The sequence below is a fragment of the Candidatus Poribacteria bacterium genome (genome assembly GCA_021295755.1).
GTDB lineage: Bacteria > Poribacteria > WGA-4E > WGA-4E > PCPOR2b > PCPOR2b.
This window is the reverse complement of record JAGWBT010000011.1, coordinates 1-22,927: the sequence shown is the minus strand read 5'-3', so window position 1 is coordinate 22,927 and position 22,927 is coordinate 1. Positions and strand designations below refer to the sequence as shown.

At 48.6% G+C, this 22,927-nt stretch carries 19 protein-coding genes and 1 riboswitch; of the genes, 9 read left to right on the top strand and 10 right to left on the bottom strand.

All coding sequences use genetic code 11. The features are described from left to right. Positions 1–176: 176 nt before the first annotated feature. Positions 177–1,025, top strand: a complete 849-nt coding sequence (locus J4G02_02660; GenBank protein MCE2393495.1) for an amidohydrolase — start codon at positions 177–179, stop codon at positions 1,023–1,025. Positions 1,026–1,224: 199 nt separating this feature from the next. Beyond that, complete coding sequence (locus J4G02_02655) at positions 1,225–3,474, top strand: tetratricopeptide repeat protein (protein ID MCE2393494.1); 2,250 nt, start codon at positions 1,225–1,227, stop codon at positions 3,472–3,474. 88 nt (positions 3,475–3,562) lie between these two features. Here the strand turns inward: J4G02_02655 and J4G02_02650 are convergent, their stop codons facing one another. The 4 genes from J4G02_02650 to coaE form a co-directional block, all read right to left on the bottom strand. Next, entirely contained in the window at positions 3,563–3,904 is a 342-nt protein-coding gene (locus J4G02_02650) for an iron-sulfur cluster assembly accessory protein (protein MCE2393493.1), read from the bottom strand. Beyond that, positions 3,901–4,287, bottom strand: coding sequence for an iron-sulfur cluster assembly scaffold protein (locus tag J4G02_02645; GenBank protein ID MCE2393492.1), 387 nt, complete (start codon positions 4,285–4,287; stop codon positions 3,901–3,903). Before J4G02_02645 ends, J4G02_02650 begins: the two co-directional genes overlap by 4 nt. Before the next feature lie 196 nt (positions 4,288–4,483). Further along, positions 4,484–5,845 carry an NAD(P)-dependent oxidoreductase gene (locus J4G02_02640; GenBank protein MCE2393491.1) on the bottom strand — a complete coding sequence of 454 codons (1,362 nt, stop codon included), beginning with the start codon at positions 5,843–5,845 and terminating at the stop codon, positions 4,484–4,486. 40 nt (positions 5,846–5,885) lie between these two features. Next, positions 5,886–6,533, bottom strand: coding sequence for a dephospho-CoA kinase (coaE, locus tag J4G02_02635; protein ID MCE2393490.1), 648 nt, complete (start codon positions 6,531–6,533; stop codon positions 5,886–5,888). A gap of 99 nt (positions 6,534–6,632) precedes the next feature. Here coaE and J4G02_02630 point away from each other — a divergent pair, with 99 nt between their 5' ends. Beyond that, complete coding sequence (locus J4G02_02630) at positions 6,633–7,412, top strand: ATP-binding protein (protein ID MCE2393489.1); 780 nt, start codon at positions 6,633–6,635, stop codon at positions 7,410–7,412. 21 nt (positions 7,413–7,433) lie between these two features. Here J4G02_02630 and J4G02_02625 read toward each other — a convergent pair whose 3' ends face one another. Genes J4G02_02625 through J4G02_02610 form a run of 4 tightly spaced genes read right to left on the bottom strand, consistent with a single transcriptional unit; the run spans position 7,434 to position 12,302 of the window. After that, positions 7,434–9,347, bottom strand: coding sequence for a BatA and WFA domain-containing protein (locus J4G02_02625; GenBank protein ID MCE2393488.1), 1,914 nt, complete (start codon positions 9,345–9,347; stop codon positions 7,434–7,436). Between the two features lie 2 nt (positions 9,348–9,349). Beyond that, positions 9,350–9,799, bottom strand: a complete 450-nt coding sequence (locus tag J4G02_02620; GenBank protein ID MCE2393487.1) for a hypothetical protein — start codon at positions 9,797–9,799, stop codon at positions 9,350–9,352. A 27-nt stretch (positions 9,800–9,826) separates the two neighbouring features. Then, on the bottom strand, positions 9,827–11,224 hold the full coding sequence (locus J4G02_02615) for a DUF2851 family protein (protein ID MCE2393486.1): 1,398 nt from the start codon (positions 11,222–11,224) through the stop codon (positions 9,827–9,829). A 46-nt stretch (positions 11,225–11,270) separates the two neighbouring features. Continuing rightward, positions 11,271–12,302: a hypothetical protein gene (locus tag J4G02_02610; GenBank protein ID MCE2393485.1), complete on the bottom strand. Its 1,032-nt coding sequence runs from the start codon at positions 12,300–12,302 to the stop codon at positions 11,271–11,273. Positions 12,303–12,613: 311 nt separating this feature from the next. On the opposite strand from J4G02_02610, the gene J4G02_02605 reads away from it, so the two are divergent. From J4G02_02605 to J4G02_02580, 6 genes are all read left to right on the top strand, one after another. Continuing rightward, a complete protein-coding gene (locus J4G02_02605) occupies positions 12,614–13,219 on the top strand; it encodes a sigma-70 family RNA polymerase sigma factor (protein ID MCE2393484.1) in 606 nt (201 codons plus the stop codon). Next, positions 13,216–13,926 carry a zf-HC2 domain-containing protein gene (locus tag J4G02_02600; GenBank protein MCE2393483.1) on the top strand — a complete coding sequence of 237 codons (711 nt, stop codon included), beginning with the start codon at positions 13,216–13,218 and terminating at the stop codon, positions 13,924–13,926. The genes J4G02_02605 and J4G02_02600 overlap by 4 nt, the downstream gene beginning before the upstream one ends. A 1-nt stretch (position 13,927) precedes the next feature. Next, positions 13,928–15,112 (top strand): trypsin-like peptidase domain-containing protein, encoded by a 1,185-nt coding sequence (locus J4G02_02595; protein MCE2393482.1) that lies wholly within the window; start codon positions 13,928–13,930, stop codon positions 15,110–15,112. 142 nt (positions 15,113–15,254) lie between these two features. Next, positions 15,255–15,451: riboswitch (cobalamin riboswitch) on the top strand. A gap of 190 nt (positions 15,452–15,641) precedes the next feature. Further along, complete coding sequence (locus tag J4G02_02590; protein ID MCE2393481.1) at positions 15,642–16,919, top strand: hypothetical protein; 1,278 nt, start codon at positions 15,642–15,644, stop codon at positions 16,917–16,919. A gap of 191 nt (positions 16,920–17,110) precedes the next feature. Further along, the gene (locus J4G02_02585) at positions 17,111–19,081 is read left to right on the top strand and encodes a hypothetical protein (GenBank protein MCE2393480.1); all 1,971 of its coding nucleotides are present in this window, start codon (positions 17,111–17,113) and stop codon (positions 19,079–19,081) included. 59 nt (positions 19,082–19,140) lie between these two features. Next, a complete protein-coding gene (locus tag J4G02_02580; GenBank protein MCE2393479.1) occupies positions 19,141–20,862 on the top strand; it encodes a PQQ-like beta-propeller repeat protein in 1,722 nt (573 codons plus the stop codon). A gap of 182 nt (positions 20,863–21,044) precedes the next feature. On the opposite strand, the gene J4G02_02575 is transcribed toward J4G02_02580, so the two are convergent. Next, on the bottom strand, positions 21,045–22,091 hold the full coding sequence (locus tag J4G02_02575; protein MCE2393478.1) for a PD40 domain-containing protein: 1,047 nt from the start codon (positions 22,089–22,091) through the stop codon (positions 21,045–21,047). A gap of 41 nt (positions 22,092–22,132) precedes the next feature. Beyond that, the coding region (locus J4G02_02570) for a PD40 domain-containing protein (GenBank protein ID MCE2393477.1) at positions 22,133–22,927 on the bottom strand (795 nt) is incomplete at its 5' end.

The window sequence follows — 22,927 nt, the reverse complement described above, 5'->3', positions numbered from 1 at the left end:
GCTATTATATCCATTCCCCCTTGCATGTCAATGGAAAAGTGTTGGTTACCGACTACTTCGCCCATTCAGATATTTCTATGTTGACGGGTGAGGTATCAATTTGCTAAACTCTGGTAACATAACTTTTGGATTATAGATCTATCCGTGGCAGGGGTTTATCGAGTCGGAGGTTTATCATGATTATCGACGTACATACACACCTTTCTACCCGCGAGCAGTGGGGCAAAGTCTTTGTCGAAGCGTTTGACCGGGGATACACCGGTTACACTGGAATTGACTTAGAAGTCACACCCGAAATACATTGGGAAGCGGTGGCAGCTGTTTCGCGTGCAATTGTCTTCGGCATTAATTCCATCGCGCTTGGTATGCACACACCGAATGACGCCATCGCCGCGTACGCTAAGGCGCATCCAGAAAAAATCATCGGCTTTATGTCGGTTGACCCAAACGATCCGGACGCATTGGATGAGATTGATCGATGCGTCAACGATTTGGGACTCAAGGGCATCAAGATGAGCCCGGTATACCAACACTATAATCCAAAGGGCGATAGGGCTCGACGGGTGCACCGCCGTGCGGAAGAATTGGGACTCCCCATCCTCACACATGCGGCGTACCATGTCATTGCCAATACGCCGATGGAGTGGGCAAATCCGCTGCTCTATGATCCCGTTGCTCGTGAATTCCCAAACCTGAAGATTATTCTTGCTCACATCGGACTCCCTTGGTACACTGACGCAATGGTGATGATACGCAAGCATCCAAATGTGTTTGCCGATGTCTCCGGCGGCGTTCCCCTGCGACCTTGGTGGGGGTATCAGGCACTGGCATTCTGTCATGAAAATCGTGTGATTGATAAACTTCTTTTTGGCAGCGATTTCCCAATCGCCACTATTGAGGAAACTATCGACGCACTCCGCACCGCCAACCGATTTGCCGAAGGCACCAATATGCCACAGGTCCCAGAGCAGGACATTGAGGATCTCATCCATCGTGATTCCCTCTCCCTGCTTGGGTTGGATTAATGAGGTTTGAACCTTAAAAAAGTCAACCCTTGTTCTACTCTATTCGTCTATAGCGTAAACGGGACGGAGAAATCTGACAGAAAAGGAGCATCACAATAGCAATCAACAAAACATGATGACACCCACTTTATCTTTAGACCGCCAGCAACTAGAATTACCCCTGCAAAGTCCGCTGCAACCCACAAGAGTTAGCATACGGTTGAGGATACTTCTATGCCTACTTTTCCTGATACCCACTTGGCTCTTCATTCCTCTGACAACTTTGGCTCAAACTCCACCCATTAAAGAGGACCGAATCGCGATTCAGAACGCCCACGATTTCTACTATTCCCAGAAATATTCAGAGGCGATTGAAGCGTATAAAGCGCTACTAAAAACACCCCTACACCAACACTCAAAGGATGCAATCCGTATGAATTTAGGGCGTTCCTACGAGAAACTTGGCGATGATGCCATGGCACTTCAAAGTTTCCAGGCGGTGATCGATGATGATCCAGACGGTTCATATGCAAGCCAAGCGGTGCATCGAATTGGGGCACTTTTTCGCGATCGGTATCAGTACAAAGAGGCGATTACCCGATGTCGACAACTCGCCAACAAATATCCGAAAACGCAAACCGCAGCGATCGCGCGTTATTTGATTGCCCAATACACTTTTGCAGACGGCGGATATGACGAGGCTATTGGAAGTTACCGAAGTTTCCTAAATGATTTCCCGACCTCTCCGTACCGTAACAGTGCGCTCAATAGCCTTATTCGACTGTGTCGAATTCGTCACAGGTACACTGACGCAGAGAAATTAATACAGGCTGAACTGAGCCACAAGCCGAACGATATCAATCTGATGGACCAGTTGGCGGATCTCTATAAAGCGCAGGAGAAATACGACGAGGCGTTATCCCTATACCGTACTGCTCTTAAGCAAAATCCGAAAAATACAGATATTCTGAAGAAACTTGGAGAGCTATACGCGGAGCGAGGGCAGCAAGATCTTGCTGCAGAGCAGTGGGCTAAAATTGTCCAAGATGATCCGGATCAAGCCTATCGATACCAGCAGCTAGGGTCAATATACACATCTCATCAGATGTATAGAAAGGCTGTTGAAGTCTATGAAACGGCCCTCAACCTCAGTCCCAAGAATGCTCAACTCTACAACCGGCTCGCGGATGTCTACAAAATTCAAGGGCAGGTTGATATGGCGGTCAATACCTATCTACGCGCGTTAAGTGTTGTGGATATTGGCTACAGTGGGCGCGATACGCTTATCCAAAGCATGGCGGAGATCTACGAAGGCGCTCAACAAAAGCGGCTGCTTGAGGGGGTAATTGACCGACTCCAAGTGATGCTGAGAGCGGCGTCACAAAATCCGAGTCTCGTTCTGTCTTTGGCAGAGGCCTATTTCTATCGCGGGAATTTGGATTTGGCGCTCAGAAATTTTAGGCGGCTGCATCAACTTTACGCCGCTGACCGTGGACGCATCCTTGAAAAGTATGCACAAATTCTGGAGCGGAACAAAAACCCTAAGGCGGCAGATTTTTATCAGGCAATTGCTGAACTCTTTCCAAATACGCATCTGGCTTGGGGCGCACAGATGAAGTTGGTACGGTTCTATGAGCGGTGGGGACGGTGGGATGATGCTTTGACAGTTTTAACAAGTATGACGCGACGGAACAACCAGCCATCTGCGCAACTGCTCTTGGGACACGTCTGGTTACACGGAATACGAGATCCGGGGGCTGCACTGCACGTTTACCAAGCGTTAGCCAATCAATCATTGTCGACTGACGAAAAAATACAGATTCAACTTGGCATGGCAACGTGTTACATCTTGCAGGGCAAGTCCAACATAGCAGAGATTGTACTTCGTCCTATTGCTGATGGGAATAGCAATTTCAAGACGGAGGCTCAAAAACTAATCGGCGATGCACATCTGCTTCGGGGCGATATTGAATCGGCAGTTGCGGCATATAAGGGTGTGCTTGATATTGCGATGTCCAATCCATTGAGCAACGATTCACTAGACAGAATTGTCCTGATCCAATCCAACTCAGACTATAGCAACAAACCTCTCAAACGTTACCTCGAAGCAATGCAAAGCGATTTAAGCGGAGACACCGAGGAGGCATTACAACTGTGCCAAGAAACGATGAAGGAATATCCGACGGCGCTCATCGTTGATGATCTCTGGATGCTAATTGGTGGAATTCATGAGCGTGAAGCGCGATACACTGATGCTATCACGGCATATCAGCAGGTCACCGTTTTGGAGGAGAGTTCAATCGCAGCGGAGGCAATAGCGAAAATCGCGGACATCTACCGTTGGGAACTCAATGCGCCCGACAAAGCACAAGAGACCTATTCTGCACTCATTCAAGATTATCCTGAGAGTGTGATTGTTGCCTACGCCCGGCAGCAGCTTGATGCGCTTATGAAAGAGAAAGCCGACTAGTAAAAAGAAAACCTGCCAGTATGAGCACAAAAAAGGCAGGAAACTCAGTCTGAATCTCCTGCCTGTACCTATGAAACACGAATCCAGTTTACACGCTGAAAGATTCGCCACAACCACATTCGGACCTTGCATTGGGATTGGTAATTTTGAAGCCTGACTCCATCAAACCATCGTTATAGTCTAGCGTTGAACCGGCGAGATAGAGTGTACTACGCGAATCGATGAAAACCTTTAACCCATGCTGTTCAAAGACCTTATCACCACTCCGTAGTTCATCAAACCCAAGATTATACTGAAAACCGGAGCAACCTCCACCGACAACCTGCATACGCAGACCGTGCTCCGCGTCAGCATCTACACTCTCTTCTCCCATCGTACCTTGCATTAACAGTTGTGCCTTTTTGGCTGCAGCTTCAGTAACTGTAATCATCTTGATCCCCCTTTTTTATTCAAATGTAAATTATAATTATGGATAGCAGCTTTTAATACCTTCTCGGCAAGTACCGCATAGCGCGCTTTATCCGGCGGTAATCCTCCAAGTGCTTCATCAACTTGCCGATTCGTTATATCTAGTGCTTCTTGAATTGTGCATTCCTTGATTAGTTCTGTGATGAGGGAACTGGCTGCGATTGCAGTTGGACACCCAAATGCCTTAAACTTCGCATCGACAACCCGCTCTTGAGAAACCTTAATTGTGAGCTTCATCATTTCGCCGCTAGCGGGTGTACCTACAACCCCCACTCCATCCGCGTCTCTGATTGTACCAATATTCCGTGGATTTTCGTAATGCTCCATAACCTGTGGGGTGTGCATATCCGGCTCCAAACTTCATGATGAGTCGAAAATACCAATCTATATTATATTGCACAAGCACTATAATGTCAAATTTACTTTAATTAGGGATTTAGTTCTCTTGTAGGAGGGATCTCCGAATCCCGACGCATCGCTCAAACAGGAAGAAAACCGAAAACTAAATAGCCCCATACTTTAATCGTGATGGCAAGGTTCTTCACGTTTCACTGTTGAGGGTCGCATCTTGTAACCGGCGGAGCTTGAGTATAAAGGAATCCTCGTCGAGCGTTACCATGTCGTAGGTAATCGCTGCTCCTTTCGTCAAATCCCGCTTCAATTTAGCTCCGGGCGCCAAGCCTAGAGGCAGCAGATTTTCCGAACAGGCAGTCTCTGCTTTTTCAATCAACCCGTTGACTGTATACCCGCCGCCACCATCTAGGGTCTCTCCTTGCTTCAGATCTCGTTTTGCGACAGTGATTACCTCTGCGGTCGGCTTTGTCAAGGGTGTGCCAGTGGGCTGGCCGTAGAGTGCTGCCTTGATAATAGAGATAGGTGCTGCCACCGCTACGAGGTGATAGGGTCGATAGAGCAGAAAGTTTTTGCCATTGCCGCCCGGATGGAGATGGTAGCCGCCCAAATCCTCCTGAATGAAGGGATGATCGGTTCGGATGACCACAAAAACCCCCATCCGAAGCGGTAAATCCAACGGAGTAACCCCATCGTCCGCTACACTATTGGCTAATTCCACTACCCCGTGCCGACTCAGAAGCCCTCCCTCTTCTTGCAGGCTAAAAGCCTGAGCAATTTCGGAGATGTTGAGTGAAGGTTCGTGCATACCCCGCACGTCCGGCGGTAGCCCGGTCATATTCGCCAGCGCAGTCATCTCAACCTGTGCTTTAGTGCCATCCCGGAACGAGTTAAACATTTTTAAGTTAATTGTCCGTCGCTCGATCATCTCTTCGCTGAAGCCAAAACGTTCTGGCACCGTATCCGGCGTTCCTTCTCTGTCGTCACCGTAGAAGATTGTGCCACGACCGGCGGCGACAATTTCAAATCCGAGTGCCTTTGCCCAGTCCACGATGTTCATAGTCACACCGGGCTGATCACCGTCCACAAGGGTATAAACGACGCTAGCGGTATCCGCTAGACGGCTTAGATAGGGTCCTATGGTCACATCGGCTTCCACATTGACCATCACCAGATGTTTGTTATGGGTCAACGTATGATACGCCATGCGGGCACCAACTTCTGGAATCCCAGTGGCTTCCACCACCACATCTATCAGATCGGACTGCGGGAGGAGTAGACCATCTTCGGTTATCGCCCGTTTGCCGCTGTGGATGGCTCCGTTCAATTGTTCGACATTGTGTACAATTTTTATAGCGTCCGCCGGCACACAACTCGCTGTGTAGGCGTGTCTTGCGTGAGCTAAGTTGATATCGGCAATGGCACTAGTCTCAGCACCCTCCATCTGGGAAAGTTGTGCTACTAGCCCTGCACCGAATTTGCCAGTACCAATGATACCCACGCGGATGGGATTATTCTCTGATGCACGTTTCGCTAATAATGTACTGAACATTATGGTCTCCTTGTATCACACAGATATAAGGTAGGTAGGATCAGTCCGCTTTCAGACTACGAATATCCTCCCACAGTCCATCCACCTTTCTGCCCAACTCTTCAAGCGTTCCATCGTTTTCAATCACGAAGTCTGCGTACTTCACCTTTTCGGATAACAGCATCTGCGAATCAATCCGCGCTTGTGCTTCTGATTGGCTTGGGGGACGATTTTGCGCGATGGCTCGATCCAACAAACGCTGAAGTTGAGTTTGCGCCGAAGCCGTGACCACGACAATAACATCCACTGTATCTTGTGAGTTCGCCTCAATAAGCAACGGCGCATCAATCAGGACAACGCAATCTGCATCCTCGGTGACAAGCCTATTCGCTTCGGAACGGGATTGTTGGACAATTGGTGGGTGCATTATTGCGTTCAAACGCTCGCGGGCAGCTTTGTCATTGAAGACAATTGTGGCGAGCTTTTGACGGCTGACATCACCGGATTTGTCAAGGATATCAGCCCCGAATGCCTCAAGCAACGCTCCCATGACGGGACTTCCACGTTTGAGCAGCTGGTGCCCAATCTCATCCGAGTTGATTGGAATCGCACCCTTTTTTGAGAGCAGTTTGGATACGGTCGATTTGCCACAGGCGATACCGCCCGTGACACCGACGATGATACCCCGATCAGAAGCTATTGGTTTCATAGCATGAGAACCCTTAATAGGGAACGACGATCATTGTTCCCTACAATGGAAAATTTTGTCTTGCTAACCTGTTGCTGTTTGCGTTACAATTTTCTCATCATGACAGAACAAACAACACACGCTACAGTTGACTCTAACTCCCGTACTCCCGTTCTAGTCTCTTGGTCTTCAGGCAAAGATTCCGCTTGGACATTTCACACCTTGCGCCAACAGGGTGAACGCTACGATGTGCGTGGCATCTTCACAACTGTGACCCAAACCTTTGATCGTGTCTCTATCCACTCCACACCTTCTTGGATCCTGAAACTGCAATCCGAGAGGCTCGGTGTGCCACTATACGAGATACCGATACCGTATCCCTGTTCCAACGCACAATACGAAGCCGCCATGCGACAGTTTTTGGATCGTGTGCGAGCATTGCCCGAACATTTGACGGTATCACATTTCGCATTCGGAGACCTATTCCTGGAGGACATCCGCCGCTACCGCGAAGATAAACTCAGCGGAACCGGCTTTACGCCGCTCTTCCCGATATGGGGACAAGACACGCCCACGCTTGCTCAAGAAATGATCGCCTCCGGAGTACGTGCCATCGTAACTGCTCTCAATCCCACCAAGTTGCCAGCGGAGTTCGCAGGTAGATGGTTCGATCTCCAATTTCTCGCCGACCTCCCCGCGGAGGTAGACCCGCTAGGCGAAAACGGCGAGTTCCACACATGTGTCACTGACGGACCAATGTTCACATCACCCATCGAAGCGCAGCCCGGTCGTATCGTCCAAAGAGACATCGCTTCCGCCGATGATGATAGCAGTGACACTATTCATGCGAGAAACCCTTCCCCGACGTACATCTACGCCGACGTAGAGTCTATAAACTGAGATTACCAATCCCACTGCTCATTACGATTGGCTAAAACGGCGATTCTGATGGTAGACCCACCATTCCACAATAAGCAGCAATAGTGCGAGAAAAGCTGCGTATGCCCATATCTCCTGATTCACTTCTGGCAAGTTAGATTGCACCCGTTCAGTACCCGCATCTGTATTGGGATCATCCACTAATTGCGACGGCGAAAGGTCAGATTCCTGTGGGCTAAGTAGATTGGCTGCAAATCGACCAAACGGTTCGCCATCAACAAATACAGTGTAAACACCAACCTTTGTTGTATCTGTAAAAACGATTCGAGAATCCCGCGCTTGTAGCTCTTGCACGTCGTTGTCGGGTGTTTGAACGGTTATCCTTTCAACCTCACTGATATGCTCAAGATAAATCTTTACAGGCTCACCTGTCTTAACAAGATCGGGTTGGATTGGGGATGTCGCTGCCCCTAACCATTCCAAAAACTGAGACATCAAAATAGGGGCAGAAGGTATAGATGTCGCAAAGTTTGAAACGTCGAGATCGAACGGATCAAATGCAAAAACAACCACTTTTTGGTTGTCCTGCTCTCCGAGCCAGATCAGCGGTGTCTGGTTCGTTTCAATAAGCGGAATGCCCCACAATGGCAATTGGACGCGCAGCGATGCTTTGACCTCCAAATCAATCAGCGAGACATCGCGCATCACCTCGTGAGTAGGATGCTGATCGATGATTTGAGTCGACTGACTGTTTTCTTGGGCGGGCATAAAAGGAAGCCCACCGATCGGGTTAAGGAAAACGATATTCCCTTCGGGGAGCGGATCCGGGACAAACTGATCAAAGATAAGAATATCGTTTCCGCCCGCGCTATGATAATCGGAGGTCTGAACCTGATTTAGGATAACATGCGGATCTGTTTTGAGAATCGCGGTCAACGGTGGCTGATCCCGATCACTGACGAGTAAAACCTTCCATGTCGGTGGTGGGTACAAAATCGCCGCAGCGACGTTGTCAACAGAAAGATCATCATCAATATCAAGACGGGCAGTGACGACCTGTCCATAAAACCTTTCGTCGTCCTCAAGAAAAAATAGGATTGATGTTGTCTCTTTCGGAGGTAGGACTACGCTTTCGTCTTCAAAAAACGACTTCCCTTCAATTCCTAGCTGTACCTGAAATTCCTTAGGGGCGTCTGCAAAACTTTGCACGCCAACGAGCACTTCGTAGCGATTCGGTGAGGTTAGCGCACGGGTGACACTGAACTGGACAATTGCGATGTTTTCGCTACGGTTTCCCAAACCGATTTTTTGAAGTTGAAATGGACTTGCAGAATTGGGGAGCGTCCCAAAATTGTCGCTAATAAAGACAACTCCAATTGTATCGGGGTTCTGCACAACCTGCGCCCCCGGCACCCTCGCGTAAACAGCTACAGAATCGAATACCGCTTTGAGCGTTGGAGGAGTATGTGCTACGGACAGATTGTCAATAGCCTGACGCAATTTTTCTGTATCCGATGTAAAAGCCTGACGGATATTATGCGGTGGGCGAGATGTATCTATAATCATCATCTGCCCATTTATCCCAAGCTGGTTAATCAGTTTTAGTGCTTCCGCCTTTGCCACATCAAGACGGGTTTTCCCCAGATCGGTTGCTCCCATACTTGCCGACGTATCTATAATAACGACTGATTGCTCACTCAAACCGCCGAGTTGACGCAACGCTGGACGTGCAACGCTACCCACCACAACCAGCAAAAACAGAATCTGAAGCGGGAGCAAAAGTGAATTTCGCAGGCGTTGGAAGGGTACGTTGGCTTTCATATCCTCAATAGCTTCAAGCCAAAGCATCACGCTGGGAACGACATGGCGTTGACGACGCAGTTTGAGGAAATGCAGCAGCACCACAATTGGAATGAGTGCTAAGAGATAAAATGCAGAAGGATTCAGGAAATGCATTGTTACATTGTCGCGGTTCCCTCCTCGGGGGAACCGGTTTTGCCGTTCTGTTTATCCGCAAGTTTTTCCAGGACCTCCTCTGCGTCCTGGCGTCCAGTTTCGCCGTAGTCAGTCTTTAGCTTATCACACTCTTCATGAACTTTGTCGTAGTCATGTAGTTCGCAGTAGATATTTGCTAGGTTTTTGTGCATCTCCCTGAAAACACCAGGCCAGTTGCGCGTCGGTTCCAGATTGATCAGGCGTGTTGCTCCTTGGATAGCGTGATTCACAATTTCATCGAGTTCTGCCTTCTCCTCGGCAGGAAAACGACTGACATCCTCGCCGTTCTTTTGCATTTCCTCAATCCGCTCATTGTACGCCCCCAATCTATTTAGTGCTTTATCGCAATCGTTGTAGGTTCTTTCAATACTGAGAGCACCTTCAAAAATCTTTGAGAGAAACCCCAATTTCATAATAACCTCCATCTAAACACTGGTACATTAGTTTTTAATTATTCCGCCTCCTTCAATGATAGGGCAGAGATCACAAAGCTGGCTGCTACAGAAGTTTTTGTGGAGATAAATCGCGCCCTGCTGTTTCTTGGCTGAAGGAGAGATGAGTTTAATCGGTTGCTCTTGGCTGAAAATTTGTGCTTCGATTTGTTGAGTGAAACGATTTTCTTGCAGTTTTGGATAACTATCGTACAGTCGCTGCACCGCTTCTGCTAGCGTTGGGCTTTGGGACTGTTCAGCCCATAATAACGTAATCGGCAACAACTTGTTGACAATAATGTCATTGGCACGATCAACACCAATGAGTGCAGCCCCGCGCTGTGGAATGCCTTTTCCGAAATGAGAATGATTTTCCCAGTAACCGGAGGGAGTTGGGGTCAACCTCTCTTGTAATTGGCGACGCATACGCGCCAAAGCCCTCTGATTCACCGTTGCTGCACCCGCAATCAGCGGAAGAAAATCCATCATCAGAGTATCCTGACAGCGACTGATAATTTGGGCGATACCTGGGATGCGGCGGGACGGATAATTGGCTGGACGCATCTTGGCAAAATGCCACTGTTCTGCTGCCATACGTGTAGAGCTTTTGTGTTGTTCAGTAGATTCCCAAATCGATTCCAACCGTTCGATAAACCTCTTGTCCTCCTCGTCCCATTCGATTTCCTGCTGAGATTGTGCAGGCAGCAACCCTGCCACGCCAAACAGAATTGCCTGAACGGATTCATCGGATTTGCCACGAATTTCCGAAAGAGGCACCCGCTGCGCCAATTCCCGAAAGGGGCTACTGTTTTTTGTGTAGCCTAACGCCTCCATGATGCCTTGATACAGTAGCTGTTCAAAATCCACTCCAACTATCTGGGTTCGCATCACATCAGCTTTTTCCTGTAGCCGCTCCTGTCCTAGATCGTCAAAGGTTGATTGGACACGCTCGATTTTGAGCGTTTCGCCCGTCACCCTGCATTTGTTGGTAAATGTTTCCTGATTTTCCTTTCTTTCGTCGAACAGATCGCCGATTGGTGCGTCAAGTCGGTTTAAGATTTCGAGTGTTGGAATCCGCTTTCCGTTCTGAAGCCGTGTCCGGAGGTTGATGTCATCGTTCAAGTAGACGACATGCAAGATGACACGATTATACCTCGGATCTAGGTGGTGTTTGTGATTATACCAGCCGGACGAATTGGTGTGAATCTCCACATCTCCGGCATGTAGGTCCCCATCAATCACGAGTTCTGCATGCACAAAATCGGGGCCTTCATCGCTATTCCAGAACCCCGGCTTGAGCACCTGAATTGGACGTCCATCTGTGGACTTAAGGCCGAAATCAATGAACCGCTGCTCGTCCCACACGGTTTGGACAAAATGCTCGTCAATATTCTTGAGGTCTACCATTCAGCACCTCAATCTGAAAATGGAGTCATTCGCTATCAGAAGGAAATTACTGCCCAACTCCTATGATTATTCCCCCTTCGCCAACTCCCCATCGCTGTCCTGTATCTATCGCATCAATCGCGTATAACGTTGGGAGATTGCCGGCGTTTTCACGTGTCCATGTTTGCCCACCATCAGTAGTGTGCAAGATGGTCCCAAAATCACCGACAGCCCAGCCGGTTTGCGAATCAACGAAGACGACATCATACAAACTATCGTAAGACTGCGTCTCCTGCTTTGTCCATGTGACCCCTCCATCTTGGGTGTGGAGAATCACACCTTCTTGTCCCGCAATCCAGCCTGTGTTTTCATCGACAAAATCGACGCCTTTCAGATTATTGTCAACGCCAGCGTCTTGGTTTTCCCATGTTTCGCCACCGTCGGTGGTCCTCAGAATCGTTCCGAAAGAACCGACTATCCAACCGATTGCGGGCGAAGCAAAATGGATCCTTTCAAAATTATTGCGCGTATTCCCAACAGCCACACGCTTACCTGTGCCGATCCAGCTTTCACCACCATCGATGGTTTTAATGAAGGTGTCGTTTTCTCCAACCATAAATCCAGTTTGTCCATCCACCATCCAAGCATCTATCAGACGGCGACGCAGAACTGCGGGATTCCCCTCCCGATCTAGGCGACTTTCATTAATTGCCTCTTTAAGTTCCCAGGTTTGGCCGCCATCAGTTGTCTTGAGGATAGTCCCCCTCGTCCCCGTGATAAAACCGACATTTTTGTCACGGAAATAAACGTTCCAAAAATAAACTTGGCGTTCCATCTCGGCTATCTGCTTGACTATTATCTGTGTCCAAGTCTTTCCACCATCGGTTGTCTGTACAATCAACCCGTCAGACCCCACAGCCCAGCCATTCATTCGATCGTTAAACTCCACATCCTGAAGATGTCCCCACACACCATCGTTACGCACGAAATCATCATTCCGCAGAATCGTCCATTTCCCATCTCCATAAGCCTGGGAGAGTATCAACAACCCAAACATCGTTAAAACCAACATTAGGCTCAAAATTTTTGTTGATCGCATTGTATGCTCCTTGCTATAATTGTTTGATGCGAATCCATTCAGCGGTTTACTTTGATACAGGTGGGGACTCGCACCGACTTACTGATTTTGCTACAAGACCTGTCAACAAAACTCATTTTACAGTTTTTTTTACGTGACGTCAACAAAAATTTCTTTGTAAACATTCCTACCTGTGAATCTATAGCTTATCCAATAGCATCGCGCGCAAAGCGTAACAATATGATAGAGAATCTGTCAATTTTTTAGATGAATATTGCAACTTTCTGAATTTGTTGGTGTGTTTCTAGTCAAGCACCCGCGGAGGACCGATTATGCCAGATCTGGACGATGAATTGATGCAACAGTGTCAACAAGGGAATATGGAGGCGTTTGATCTAATAGTGCGCCGAAATCGGGTCCCTCTGGTGAATTTCATCGCTCGGTTCCTAGACGATTCGGACTCCGCTGAGGACTTGGCACAGGAGACATTTGTTCGTATGTTCAAAGCAATCAAGCGATACAAATCCGGAGCAGCTAAGTTTAGCACCTGGATGTATCATATTGCCTCCAATCTTTGCAAAAATGAGCTACGAAATCGGGGGCGACGAGGTCGGTTCTTCGTCGATAGTGTGACTACCGAATCCTCCTCGGGACCAGAACCAATCGAAAAAGATCTGATCGCAACTGCCCCCGCGCATGTCTCCCTACAACCAGGAAACCAACTTGAACAGAAAGAACGTGAACACGCTGTGCAAAGTGCGATATCCGAACTTCCTGAACGCTATCGGCTACCATTGATTCTCCGGGATCTGCAAGAATTGAGTTATGAGGAAATCAGCGAAACGTTAACCCTCCCGCTCGGAACGACAAAATCACGCATCAACCGTGCACGGCTTATGTTAAAAGATAAATTGAGAAGTTTTGTGGAGTCATCATGAACTGCTTAAAAGTTGAAGAACAATTTTCTGCGTATATAGAAGATGAATTAGACTATCAGGCGGTTAGGGCATTTGAAACTCATCTGAGCACCTGCGAGTCGTGTCGTCAAGAATTTACGCTATTCCGCGAGTCATTAGATCTGCTACATCAGTTGCCGCAGATTAAGCCATCAACCGAATTCGATATTACCTTGCAAACCCGCCTCGCGGGTACCCAGGTCGAATCAATTCCGTTTTGGCAACGCGTGTTGCAGCCCTTGCATGGTCAAATTTATTTGGCATTAGGTGCAATTGCAGTGTTGCTTGTGATGATCGCCGGTTTCTATTTTTATCAAAAAACGCTGACCGAATCTGAATCGCCCGAAACCGTGGAAGTGCCGGCGTCTTCAAAGCGTATGCCGCTTGCTGAAGGGCGCGAGGTGGAATCGAAGCAGCAACAATTACCTTTAGCTGTCCCTAGTCAAGAACTGCAATCCCTAGTCAATTTTCCAGAGCCCTCGGTGCTTGACTTGCAACCAACGCGTGGAAATCAACAGCCACAATTCCCGGCGTTTAATCTACAACCAACGCGTGGAAACCAGCAACCGCAACTCCGGGAATCTGACCTGCAGCCGGCGGATAAAAGTCAACAACCGCAGCAGCTAGAACAGAACTATATTTTACGGACCATTAACTATACAAAAGCCCCTACAGGGGGAGGCTTGTAAAATGTATAAAACAGTTCAGATACAGAATAAGAGACGCAACGTACCTATTAAGCTTTGCTCAATTCGCCTGTATCATAAATCAGTCGCTCTCGCTATTGCGCTGTTTTCAGCTTGTCTCTGGTCTGCGGTTGCCGAAGAAAGTGTGCTGCAATCCATGGAGCGTGAGTTTCAAGCGATAGTAAAATCTGTGCAACCATCTGTCGTTGAAGTTGTGGCGACATGCAGGGGCACCCCGCAAACGATTTCGGGGGCACCAGGAACATTGTTAACTGATAACCCGATGACCGCGCTCTCTTACGAGAACATCGGATCCGGCATTATCATTAACGCCGCTGGCCACATCGTAACAACCGCGGGAGTGGTTGAAAACGCGACTGAGATTGAAGTCGTATTTACCAATGGAAAGCGTACATCGGGAACACTACTCGGTATTGATACCCTAACAGATATCGCTGTTCTCTCTGTTGAGAACGACAACCTCCCTCAGACAAGAATTGGCGATTCCGATCAAATCAATACAGGGTCATGGGTCATCACGGTTGGCAGCTCTTATGGGCATTCTCCGACACTTTCCTTTGGAACAGTCAGTGGCTTAGAGATTTTACCCGATCGACCGTTTTACGATGCAATCAAGGTCAATGCCTCTGTGAATCCAGGTAACAGTGGAGGGGCTGTTGTTAATACATCGGGGGAAATTGTTGGTGTTATTGCGGCAAAGATGGAAGATCCTTATCTCAAGCAGATATCACATTGGCTCAATTCGCCGACTCCAGAATTGCTCCAGAAGCAAACCGCCATGCTGAATACCAGCCCATTCGGACGGACTTGGACGAGAAGCGAGGTTGGCTTTGCTATTCCGATTAATACAGTAAAACACATCGCCGAACAACTGACTCAATACGGTAGCGTTCCTCGCGGTTGGCTTGGGATTTGGCTTGAACAGGAACACGAGCGAACTACCGCTGTCGGTGTCCGCGTCACAAAAGTTTCAAAAGGAAGCCCCGCTGAGAAGTCCGGCATCAAACATCAAGACGTTATTGTTGAATTTAAAGGGCAACCTGTCCGTACATTCCTTGAATTCAAAAAACGGGTTGCTAGCTTCCCACCTGATACCCGCATTACGGTTAAAATTTTCCGAGATGGACAATTCCTTCTGCGCGAAGTCGTACTTGGGAACAGAGAGTAGCATGCTTTTCTCAGTCTTTTCTCATGTATCTCGCTAGTGTCTCCATCCTTTTTCTAGCTTCTCGTAAATCCCTTTGACAATTTTTTGAAAATCTGCTATAATTACTATTGCTTCAAACAGAATCGAAGAAGCATCTTAAAACTACATAGTTGTCGATTCAGGTGCTGGTAATCGATAAAGATTGCCGGAGAATAGGGAAGTGCGGTAAGAATCCGCCACGGCCCCGCCACTGTAAACGACGTTAAATCGTGTCCAGAAGCCACTGTCCCATTTCGGGATGGGAAGGCGGACAACGCGTTGTCGTAAGTCAGGAGACCTACCTGAATCTGATTTCACATGGTAGCTTTCGCGGGAAGGCTGTGAAACGGGGTTCTTTGCCGACTCATCGTGCTTGAGTATACTTGCATATCACAGGTGTAAATGGCGGACCACACCCCAGCTTTCGGCGTGAAAGCTGGGGTTTTTTGTTTTTAGGTTGCAAAACCTACAGCTGACACCGCTATATCACTGATGAAAGGACGATTCGGTTATGCATATACGCAAGTTCACCTTCACATTTGTACTCGCAATTTTCATGTTCGTCACCCTGAATGTTTATGCCCAAGAAGCCGAAAATTTGGCAATTGTTGTGAACGGTTTACGCAAACCAGAAGCCGGCATTCTGCCATCGCTCTCAATTGTCAATCTTGATGAACCTAATCTGAAAAAGGCAGTTGAAAATGAGATTATTCCACTTGGACTGGTTATACCGAGCGATCTGGAGGTTCAAGGGAATCTCCTTTATGTTCTTCTCCAAGAACCGGATCCATTTTTTGATCCGCGTGGCGGCTCTATCGAAATTATCAATCTTTTGACCCGCTCAAATGTCGGAAGCATCCCAATCGACTCCGATACCACCCCCAAACAGATTGTCCTTATCCCTCCCTCCAAAGCGTACGTTACAGGTCTATATAGCAATGTAATCTATGTGGTAGATCTGAACCAGAAAAGCGTTGTTAAGCGGATTCCTTGCGGTCCAATGCCGGATGGAATAACGGTTCTTAACGGAAAGGCGTATGTTGCCAACTCCGCCTATGCTAAGGAGCCGGGCACTTGGAACATCAGCTATGACGATACGAGTAACGTCACGGTCATTGATACAGAGACCGATACAGTCATAAAAACTATCCCAATGCCGATAAACACAAACGGTATCACGAGTGATAGTGTATCTAGGGTGATTGCAGTGTCGGCAGGTATTGGTGGGTGGAATCCTCAAGGCCCCATCCCGGGGACAGTCGTGTTTATCGACGCAGTTACCGACGAAGTCGAAAAAACCATTGAACTCGAGACAAGGGCAGGTGGACCCACCATTGACAGCATGAAGCGCGTCTTTATCAGTTCTGGTGGATTGCTTGTGTACGATCTAGTCAGCGAAGTATGGACACACGATGCTGACAACCCATTCACAGATTTGGGCGGAGTGGGAGCAATCGATCAGAACGATAACCTGTATATCGCAAGAGCAGATTGGACAGGTGGCAGAATGGACGAGTTATATGTCGTTGCCCCCGATGGAACGCTGCTTAATACCTACGGCGTTGGCCCGGGAGCATCTCTCGTCACCGTTGCACAGGTCCAATCAATAGGAGTTGCGGCTGCTAATGTGAATCATGATGGCGTAGTCAATATCCTTGATCTGGTCCTCGTCGCAAGCAACTTTGGACAAACAGGTAGGAACCTCCAAGGCGATGTTAATCGCGATGGAATTATCGACGTCTTCGATCTCGTCCGTATTGCGAAGTATTTCGGGCAAGATGTCAACTGATGAAGGCGCAGAAAATGTGCGTAGGGAGCGTAAATCTACGTTCCCTACAAAAGTTTACTTCGTGGATCTTAAACCTTTAATCCAATTTGATTATCCGTTAAACTATCATTCTAAAACCCTTGAATCCCCATATCTGTTATATTTCACGTTCCGCGAAGCGAGAATCCTCGACGCGTCGGGATCTACTATTCTTGCTCCTCTGTTTCTGTTATCTCGCTTGTTCGCCAAAAAGCGGTGAACAAGTTCCGATTTCATGGGCCTCCACCTTTTTTTCGCTCGGTGCAAAAGTCGAATTTGACGCTACGATTCGAGAGAACATCCAAAAAGTCACCGCGTTTGATTCAGAGGACAGGTTAGTCGCTCGACTCGATCTCGGAGGATATGCACGCAGCACCGAATTCCTCTACTTTCGCTGGGAAAAGGGGCAGACTTATCGGTTTGAAGTGATGTATCAGAGCGGTGAATCTGCCGCTCAAATGGTGCAGGCACCCCAAACCGATCCGCGCGGGACGATCGAGATTGCGATCCCTTACGGCACAATCGAGGTGAACAAGACCGTTGATACAAGCGTTGGTACAGACTTGAACGTATCACCGGCAGCGTCCGCTCAGAAGGCATCGTTGGTCTTACGGGGCGTCGAAATGACTGCAACCGTGCTCGTCCGAAGTGGCTTGGAGGCACCTGTTACCTTTCAAGTGGTGCTTCAGGTTCCGGCATCATTTCAAGTGTTACCACATAACCCAGTATGGGATAGTGAGGTGAAGGAGGAGGTTCCGAATTCTAGTGGAATTGGAGAGGAGGTTTTATCCTACCACTCATCAGGAAGATTCACCGTCGAATCAGAGGTTTGGTACAGCCAATTGACCTTAAAGATCCCAGATGAACCGCTCTCTAAGGGCGCACAGATCCGCGGACACGTGTTCTTTGAAAATGAGTCGGGAGATCGGTGGGAACGGAGTGTGACGACGCCATTGCGTTCTGCCTCCCTCGATGAGATTGCGGAGCAACTTCGGATTGAGGACATTACCATGCCGACAGGCCCAGGCGGCATTTCCGATCCGCGTCAACGACGGGACACGATTTCCTCTCCACGTCCACTCTTGGGAGGGCTCGGCAAATGGTTCGGGGCAAAAACCAGCCCGACGGATGAATTTGAGCCTGTCGCTTATCAAACGGTTCACATCCACAATCAAGGGAAGGAGACGGTTCACGCGATTGTCGGATCAATGAATCGCGATACAGAGAGCAGGGAGCCTGTTCCCTTCCTATCTCCCCCGGACGCGGTCAACGCCGGCACGAATCGCAGCCTTGCGTTTGTCAGTTTGACAGGAAAAAGTACCACATCTGCCCCTCTGCCCATCTATCTGAATCCGCTTGCCCAACAACATCAAGATTTTACTGGGGCGGGGCAATATGAGCGTGCAATTGAAGTGAAAATTTGGGGAAGCGACGCAACCGCTCTCCGCGCCACGCGACCTCTGTTGATTGTGACACCCAATCTCCACGCGCTGCTTGTTACCAGCCTTGTGACCATTGTGACAGGACTCGGAATTGGATTGCTACTCTGTTTTCACCAACAACTATTTATCCGTTTTTCGACTAAGCAGTTGATCCTCATTTCTCTGTTTGGCACAACGATATTTATTGCCGTCAACGTCCCATCAACCCTGCTGACTAACCTGATCTCTGCGTTACTCGGTCCTATTTCATCTCTGATCACGGGACTCATCAACGAGATGCTATACTACGCGTTGCTGACGTCGCTGCTGATCCTCATCCCAAAATTTGGGGTGATTACCCTCGTTACCGCAGTTCGACTTCTGTTGGGAGGCGTCACCTTGGGGCTACTTACGCCCACCATACTGCTTCACGCTGTCACCGCTGTGCTGCTGCTTGAAGCCGGTTTCCAGATAGCGCGGAAAATTACTTTGGATTCCGGCGCAATTGGAGGTGCAAGCCTGTTGACCTTGGCGCTGATCTTCGGCTTATGCGATGCGTTCACTGTTTACGTTGATTTCCAACTGAGCATGACACTCTACCGTCTCTTCTACGCGGATTGGTATATCCTAGCACGGATCTTGGTCGACGGTTTTTCCTATACATTTATCGGTGTCGTTCTGGGGAAGCGATTGGGTTCGGGGCTGTGGCGAGTCGCGGAATAGTATCAAGATTCCCTGAACAGGTTGAAAATTTCAATAATACACTCTACAGGAGGTTTTTCATGAAAAATCAAAATTTACGATTGAGCATATTTCTTGGTATATTGATTTACATTTTCGCTCCAACCCACGCTGTGGCAAAGTCCCTCAAGGGTAATGTTATTTTTGTACGGAGTGGCATTGTTATTGAGCTAGAAGAACGCCCCAAGGGGACCAATCAATCGGACCCGTTACCAAGCCTAGTTATACACGAAGTATCTGAACCTGCGGAAGAGTTTTCCCCTGCTTGGATCGACGATCAACGCGCCCTTGCAACTTATGATTGGAAACCTCAAACAAGCTATCACGTCACACTCCGGTGGACTGATGGTAGGCTATTTGAAATAGACACCACCGCGCCGGTCAAACCCCTCCCCTATCGTATCCGTACTGTCGAATTAGAAGACTCATTGTCACTACTGGCAAACCTGCAACGTCCGGCGAAACCGACGACGATTGCTTTTTCCCCCGATGGTGAACAACTCGCGGTTGGGACAAACGCTGGACATGTGGCAATAATTAACTCGCTCACAGGGGATCGAATCTGGAAAACACGAATCTCCGAAGGCTACGCTAAACACGCAGCCTTCAGTCCAGACGGAAAACGTTTCTATATCGGTGAACAATCCCCTGATGGCTTCATCTATGCCTATGACCTGTCAACGACAAAGCCTACGCTGTTATGGAAATATCGCATGGCAGATGATATCGATACATCTGCCCCACAGAATCCGGACGATGTGTACGCATGGGTGCAGTATCCGGGACCCTATCGAATCTCGACAACGGAAGGGAACGATCTGCTTGTGGTGGGAAACCACTCGTGGACGAAAGATGGCGTGGAATTAAAAAAGGCACAACTCTACCGTTTCGATGGAGAAACAGGAACGCTCAAATGGAAATGGCCCCCCGATCAGACACTGCCGATGACTATCAGTTGGTTTGATTATAGCCGCGATGTGAAAACGGTCGCACTACTCACTTACAGAAGGGGTAGTGGAGACACCGCAAGTTTCAAATCCGGGACGTTGTATGTCATCGATGGCGAAACGGGCGAAACAGCGTGGGAGTATACCTTCGACCCACTCAAACCATACTTCGAGGAGGTGACGTTCTGGCGCGGGGTCAGTACCTCGCCCGATGGAGGGTTCATCAATGTCACAGCCGATGACGGACGGGCGTTCATTTTCAATACGGTGCCGATGCCAGAAGGAAATAAGCCGCTGTGGGAAACAAACCTCACGACACCGCTTGAAGTCAGCGGCATCCCAATCATCGCTACCAATGGAACAATCGCCGCTACTAACGACTTCGCGCTCTTCGTGACGGGCGACACTTTTATTCCGTACCATTTGCAGAAAGGCGCGCAACGTCCCCCTTCGGCCCACCCGAATGGGATGACCCTGTTCGCTCATGGGTGGTCAGGGGAGAAGATGTGGCAGTGGACATTGGAAAATATGCCGCAAGGATTGCAGGTTGATGGGATAGGACGATATGCCGTTATCAGCGTATCCAAGCGAGGACGAAACGTTGAGGAGCAGCTTCACGGTATCTCTGTCTTTGATCTCAATGCGGCGGGAGGTGGTCTCTCTAAGTATCTCTATACCTATCGCACGGAGGGGCAGCTCCCCTACGATACGATTGCCATCAGTGCGGACGGACGGTTCATCGCCCTCATCGAAACGCCGATCCCGATGCCGGATGAGACACTCCGAGGCGGGAATCGGGTGCATATTATTCGGTAAATCATTGATCCCTCACATTATGCTTTATGAATACAGGAACCCCTAGTTCTTTTGACATGGTAAAGTAGGGAACAACGCTCGTTGTTCCCTACAACCTTTACTCACCCCAAAACGTCAGAAACCGAATGAGAGAATACATGAAGCAGCAGCTTCCCTCCTTTATGCTAGGTGCCCCCTAGATTCTACTTCATCGTGTAGGTGTTGGGGCGCTTGACTTTTCCCCATACGGTTGCCAATTTCCCATTCGAGGCAACACTTAAGGCGGGAGCAGGTCCCCATGAGGGGGAAAGGTCCCAATCATCGGGGTTCTGGGTGATGTTAATGGGATTCGTTCCATCGGCTTTCATCACATAGATTTCTCCGAATGGGTCGTCCCGGTTAGAATCGAAGGCAATCCGCGTTCCATCCGGCGACCAAGAGGACCTATTGTCTTCAGCCGGGTGATTGGTGAGGTTAATAGGGTTAGTCCCATCAGCGTTCATTATATAGATTTCTAAGTTGCCGTCACGGTCAGAAGTGAATGCAATTTGCTGTCCATCCGGAGACCAATCCGGTCTGCCGTCTTTCGCTGGGTGATTGGTGATGTTAATGGGGTTAGTCCCATCAGCGTTTATCAGGTAGATTTCCCAGTTTCCATCGCGGAGAGAGGAGAATGCAATCCGATTCCCGTCCGGAGACCAATCCGGAGTCTGGTCTAAGGCGTCATGATTGGTGAGGTTAATAGAATCCCCTCCATCTACATCCATCACGAAAATATCCGAGTTGACGAGGGTATGCCCATTGAAGAGTTCAGCCGATGTAAAGGCAATCTGTTTTCCGTCCGGGGACCAGGTAGAAACCCTCTCCGCTCTGTCTACTGATCGGGTCAGATTGATGAGATTGGTGCCATCGGCATTCATCACATAGATTTCACCGCGGATAACCCCACGTTCAGGAATTTGTTTCAGATCTCGATATGATACAAAGGTAATCCGCTTCCCATCGGGTGACCAAGCTGGGGCGCCATCATATTTCGGCTCGTCGGTAAGTTGTTGGATTTGTCCCCCGTCAGGGTCCATCATGTAAATTTCGGCAATCCAATGCCGACTCCGGGTAGACTCAAAGGCAATCCTAGTATCAGCGAGTTGTGCCAAACTTATTGGTGTCAAAAGGAGACTCACAGCGAGAGCAAAGAGACCTTTGATAAGATAGTAGTCATATATCCTGCGTTTGAGCCATGCGTATTTCATCGTTTTCCTCCTTTATCTATCTACCAAGCTTCTCATAGATTCTACCTCACTCCGTAGGTATTGATGCGCTTGACTTTTCCCCATGAGGTGACTAGTCTCCCATTTGAAGAAACGCCTAAGGGACGGACAGATCCCCATGAGGGACTACTGTCTCTAGCTGGGTGATTGGTGATGTTAATAGGGTTAGTCCCATCAGCATTCATGACATAGATTTCTACGTTTTTGGTGCCGTCATCGTTTCTGTCACGGTCAGAAGTGAATACAATTTGCAGCCCATCCGGGGACCAATCAGGTCCACTGTCTTCAGCCGGGTGATTGGTCAGGTTGATAGGATTAGTACCGTCAGCATTCATGACATAGATTTCTACGTTTTCGTCGTCAACATCTTTTCTATCACGGTTAGAAACGAATGCAATCTGTCTTCCATCCGGTGACCAAGCGGGACTACCGTCTCCAGCGGGGTGATTGGTGAGGTTGATAAGATTTGCCCCGTCAGTGTTCATCAAAAAGACTTCCCAATTCTTCTCTAGGACATCAAATTCCCAGTCCCTGTTGCGGTCAGAGTGGAATGCAATCTGCATTCCATCCGGGGACCAATCCGGAGATGAGTCTTGGGCATGATGGTCGGTCAAGTTACGAGGATTGCCTCCATCTGCATCCATCACCCAAATGTCCGAGTGGAAAAGATTATCCCCCCTGAAGTACTTGGCTGATCTAAAGGCAATCTGTTTTCCGTCTGGAGACCAAGAGGAAACACTCTCCGGCCTCTCTACCGATTGAGTCAGGTTAATGGGATTGGTTCCATCGAAGTTCATCACATAAATATCACCAAGGAT

Bases quoted from the DNA above. Each gene is read 5' to 3' on its own strand.
- J4G02_02660 (MCE2393495.1), top strand. From the start codon at position 177: ATGATTATCGACGTACATACACACCTTTCTACCCGCGAGCAGTGGGGC.
- J4G02_02650 (MCE2393493.1), bottom strand. From the start codon at position 3,904: ATGATTACAGTTACTGAAGCTGCAGCCAAAAAGGCACAACTGTTAATG.
- J4G02_02645 (MCE2393492.1), bottom strand. From the start codon at position 4,287: ATGCACACCCCACAGGTTATGGAGCATTACGAAAATCCACGGAATATT.
- J4G02_02640 (MCE2393491.1), bottom strand. From the start codon at position 5,845: ATGTTCAGTACATTATTAGCGAAACGTGCATCAGAGAATAATCCCATC.
- coaE (MCE2393490.1), bottom strand. From the start codon at position 6,533: ATGAAACCAATAGCTTCTGATCGGGGTATCATCGTCGGTGTCACGGGC.
- J4G02_02630 (MCE2393489.1), top strand. From the start codon at position 6,633: ATGACAGAACAAACAACACACGCTACAGTTGACTCTAACTCCCGTACT.
- J4G02_02625 (MCE2393488.1), bottom strand. From the start codon at position 9,347: ATGCATTTCCTGAATCCTTCTGCATTTTATCTCTTAGCACTCATTCCA.
- J4G02_02620 (MCE2393487.1), bottom strand. From the start codon at position 9,799: ATGAAATTGGGGTTTCTCTCAAAGATTTTTGAAGGTGCTCTCAGTATT.
- J4G02_02615 (MCE2393486.1), bottom strand. From the start codon at position 11,224: ATGGTAGACCTCAAGAATATTGACGAGCATTTTGTCCAAACCGTGTGG.
- J4G02_02610 (MCE2393485.1), bottom strand. From the start codon at position 12,302: ATGCGATCAACAAAAATTTTGAGCCTAATGTTGGTTTTAACGATGTTT.
- J4G02_02605 (MCE2393484.1), top strand. From the start codon at position 12,614: ATGCCAGATCTGGACGATGAATTGATGCAACAGTGTCAACAAGGGAAT.
- J4G02_02600 (MCE2393483.1), top strand. From the start codon at position 13,216: ATGAACTGCTTAAAAGTTGAAGAACAATTTTCTGCGTATATAGAAGAT.
- J4G02_02595 (MCE2393482.1), top strand. From the start codon at position 13,928: ATGTATAAAACAGTTCAGATACAGAATAAGAGACGCAACGTACCTATT.
- J4G02_02590 (MCE2393481.1), top strand. From the start codon at position 15,642: ATGCATATACGCAAGTTCACCTTCACATTTGTACTCGCAATTTTCATG.
- J4G02_02580 (MCE2393479.1), top strand. From the start codon at position 19,141: ATGAAAAATCAAAATTTACGATTGAGCATATTTCTTGGTATATTGATT.
- J4G02_02575 (MCE2393478.1), bottom strand. From the start codon at position 22,091: ATGAAATACGCATGGCTCAAACGCAGGATATATGACTACTATCTTATC.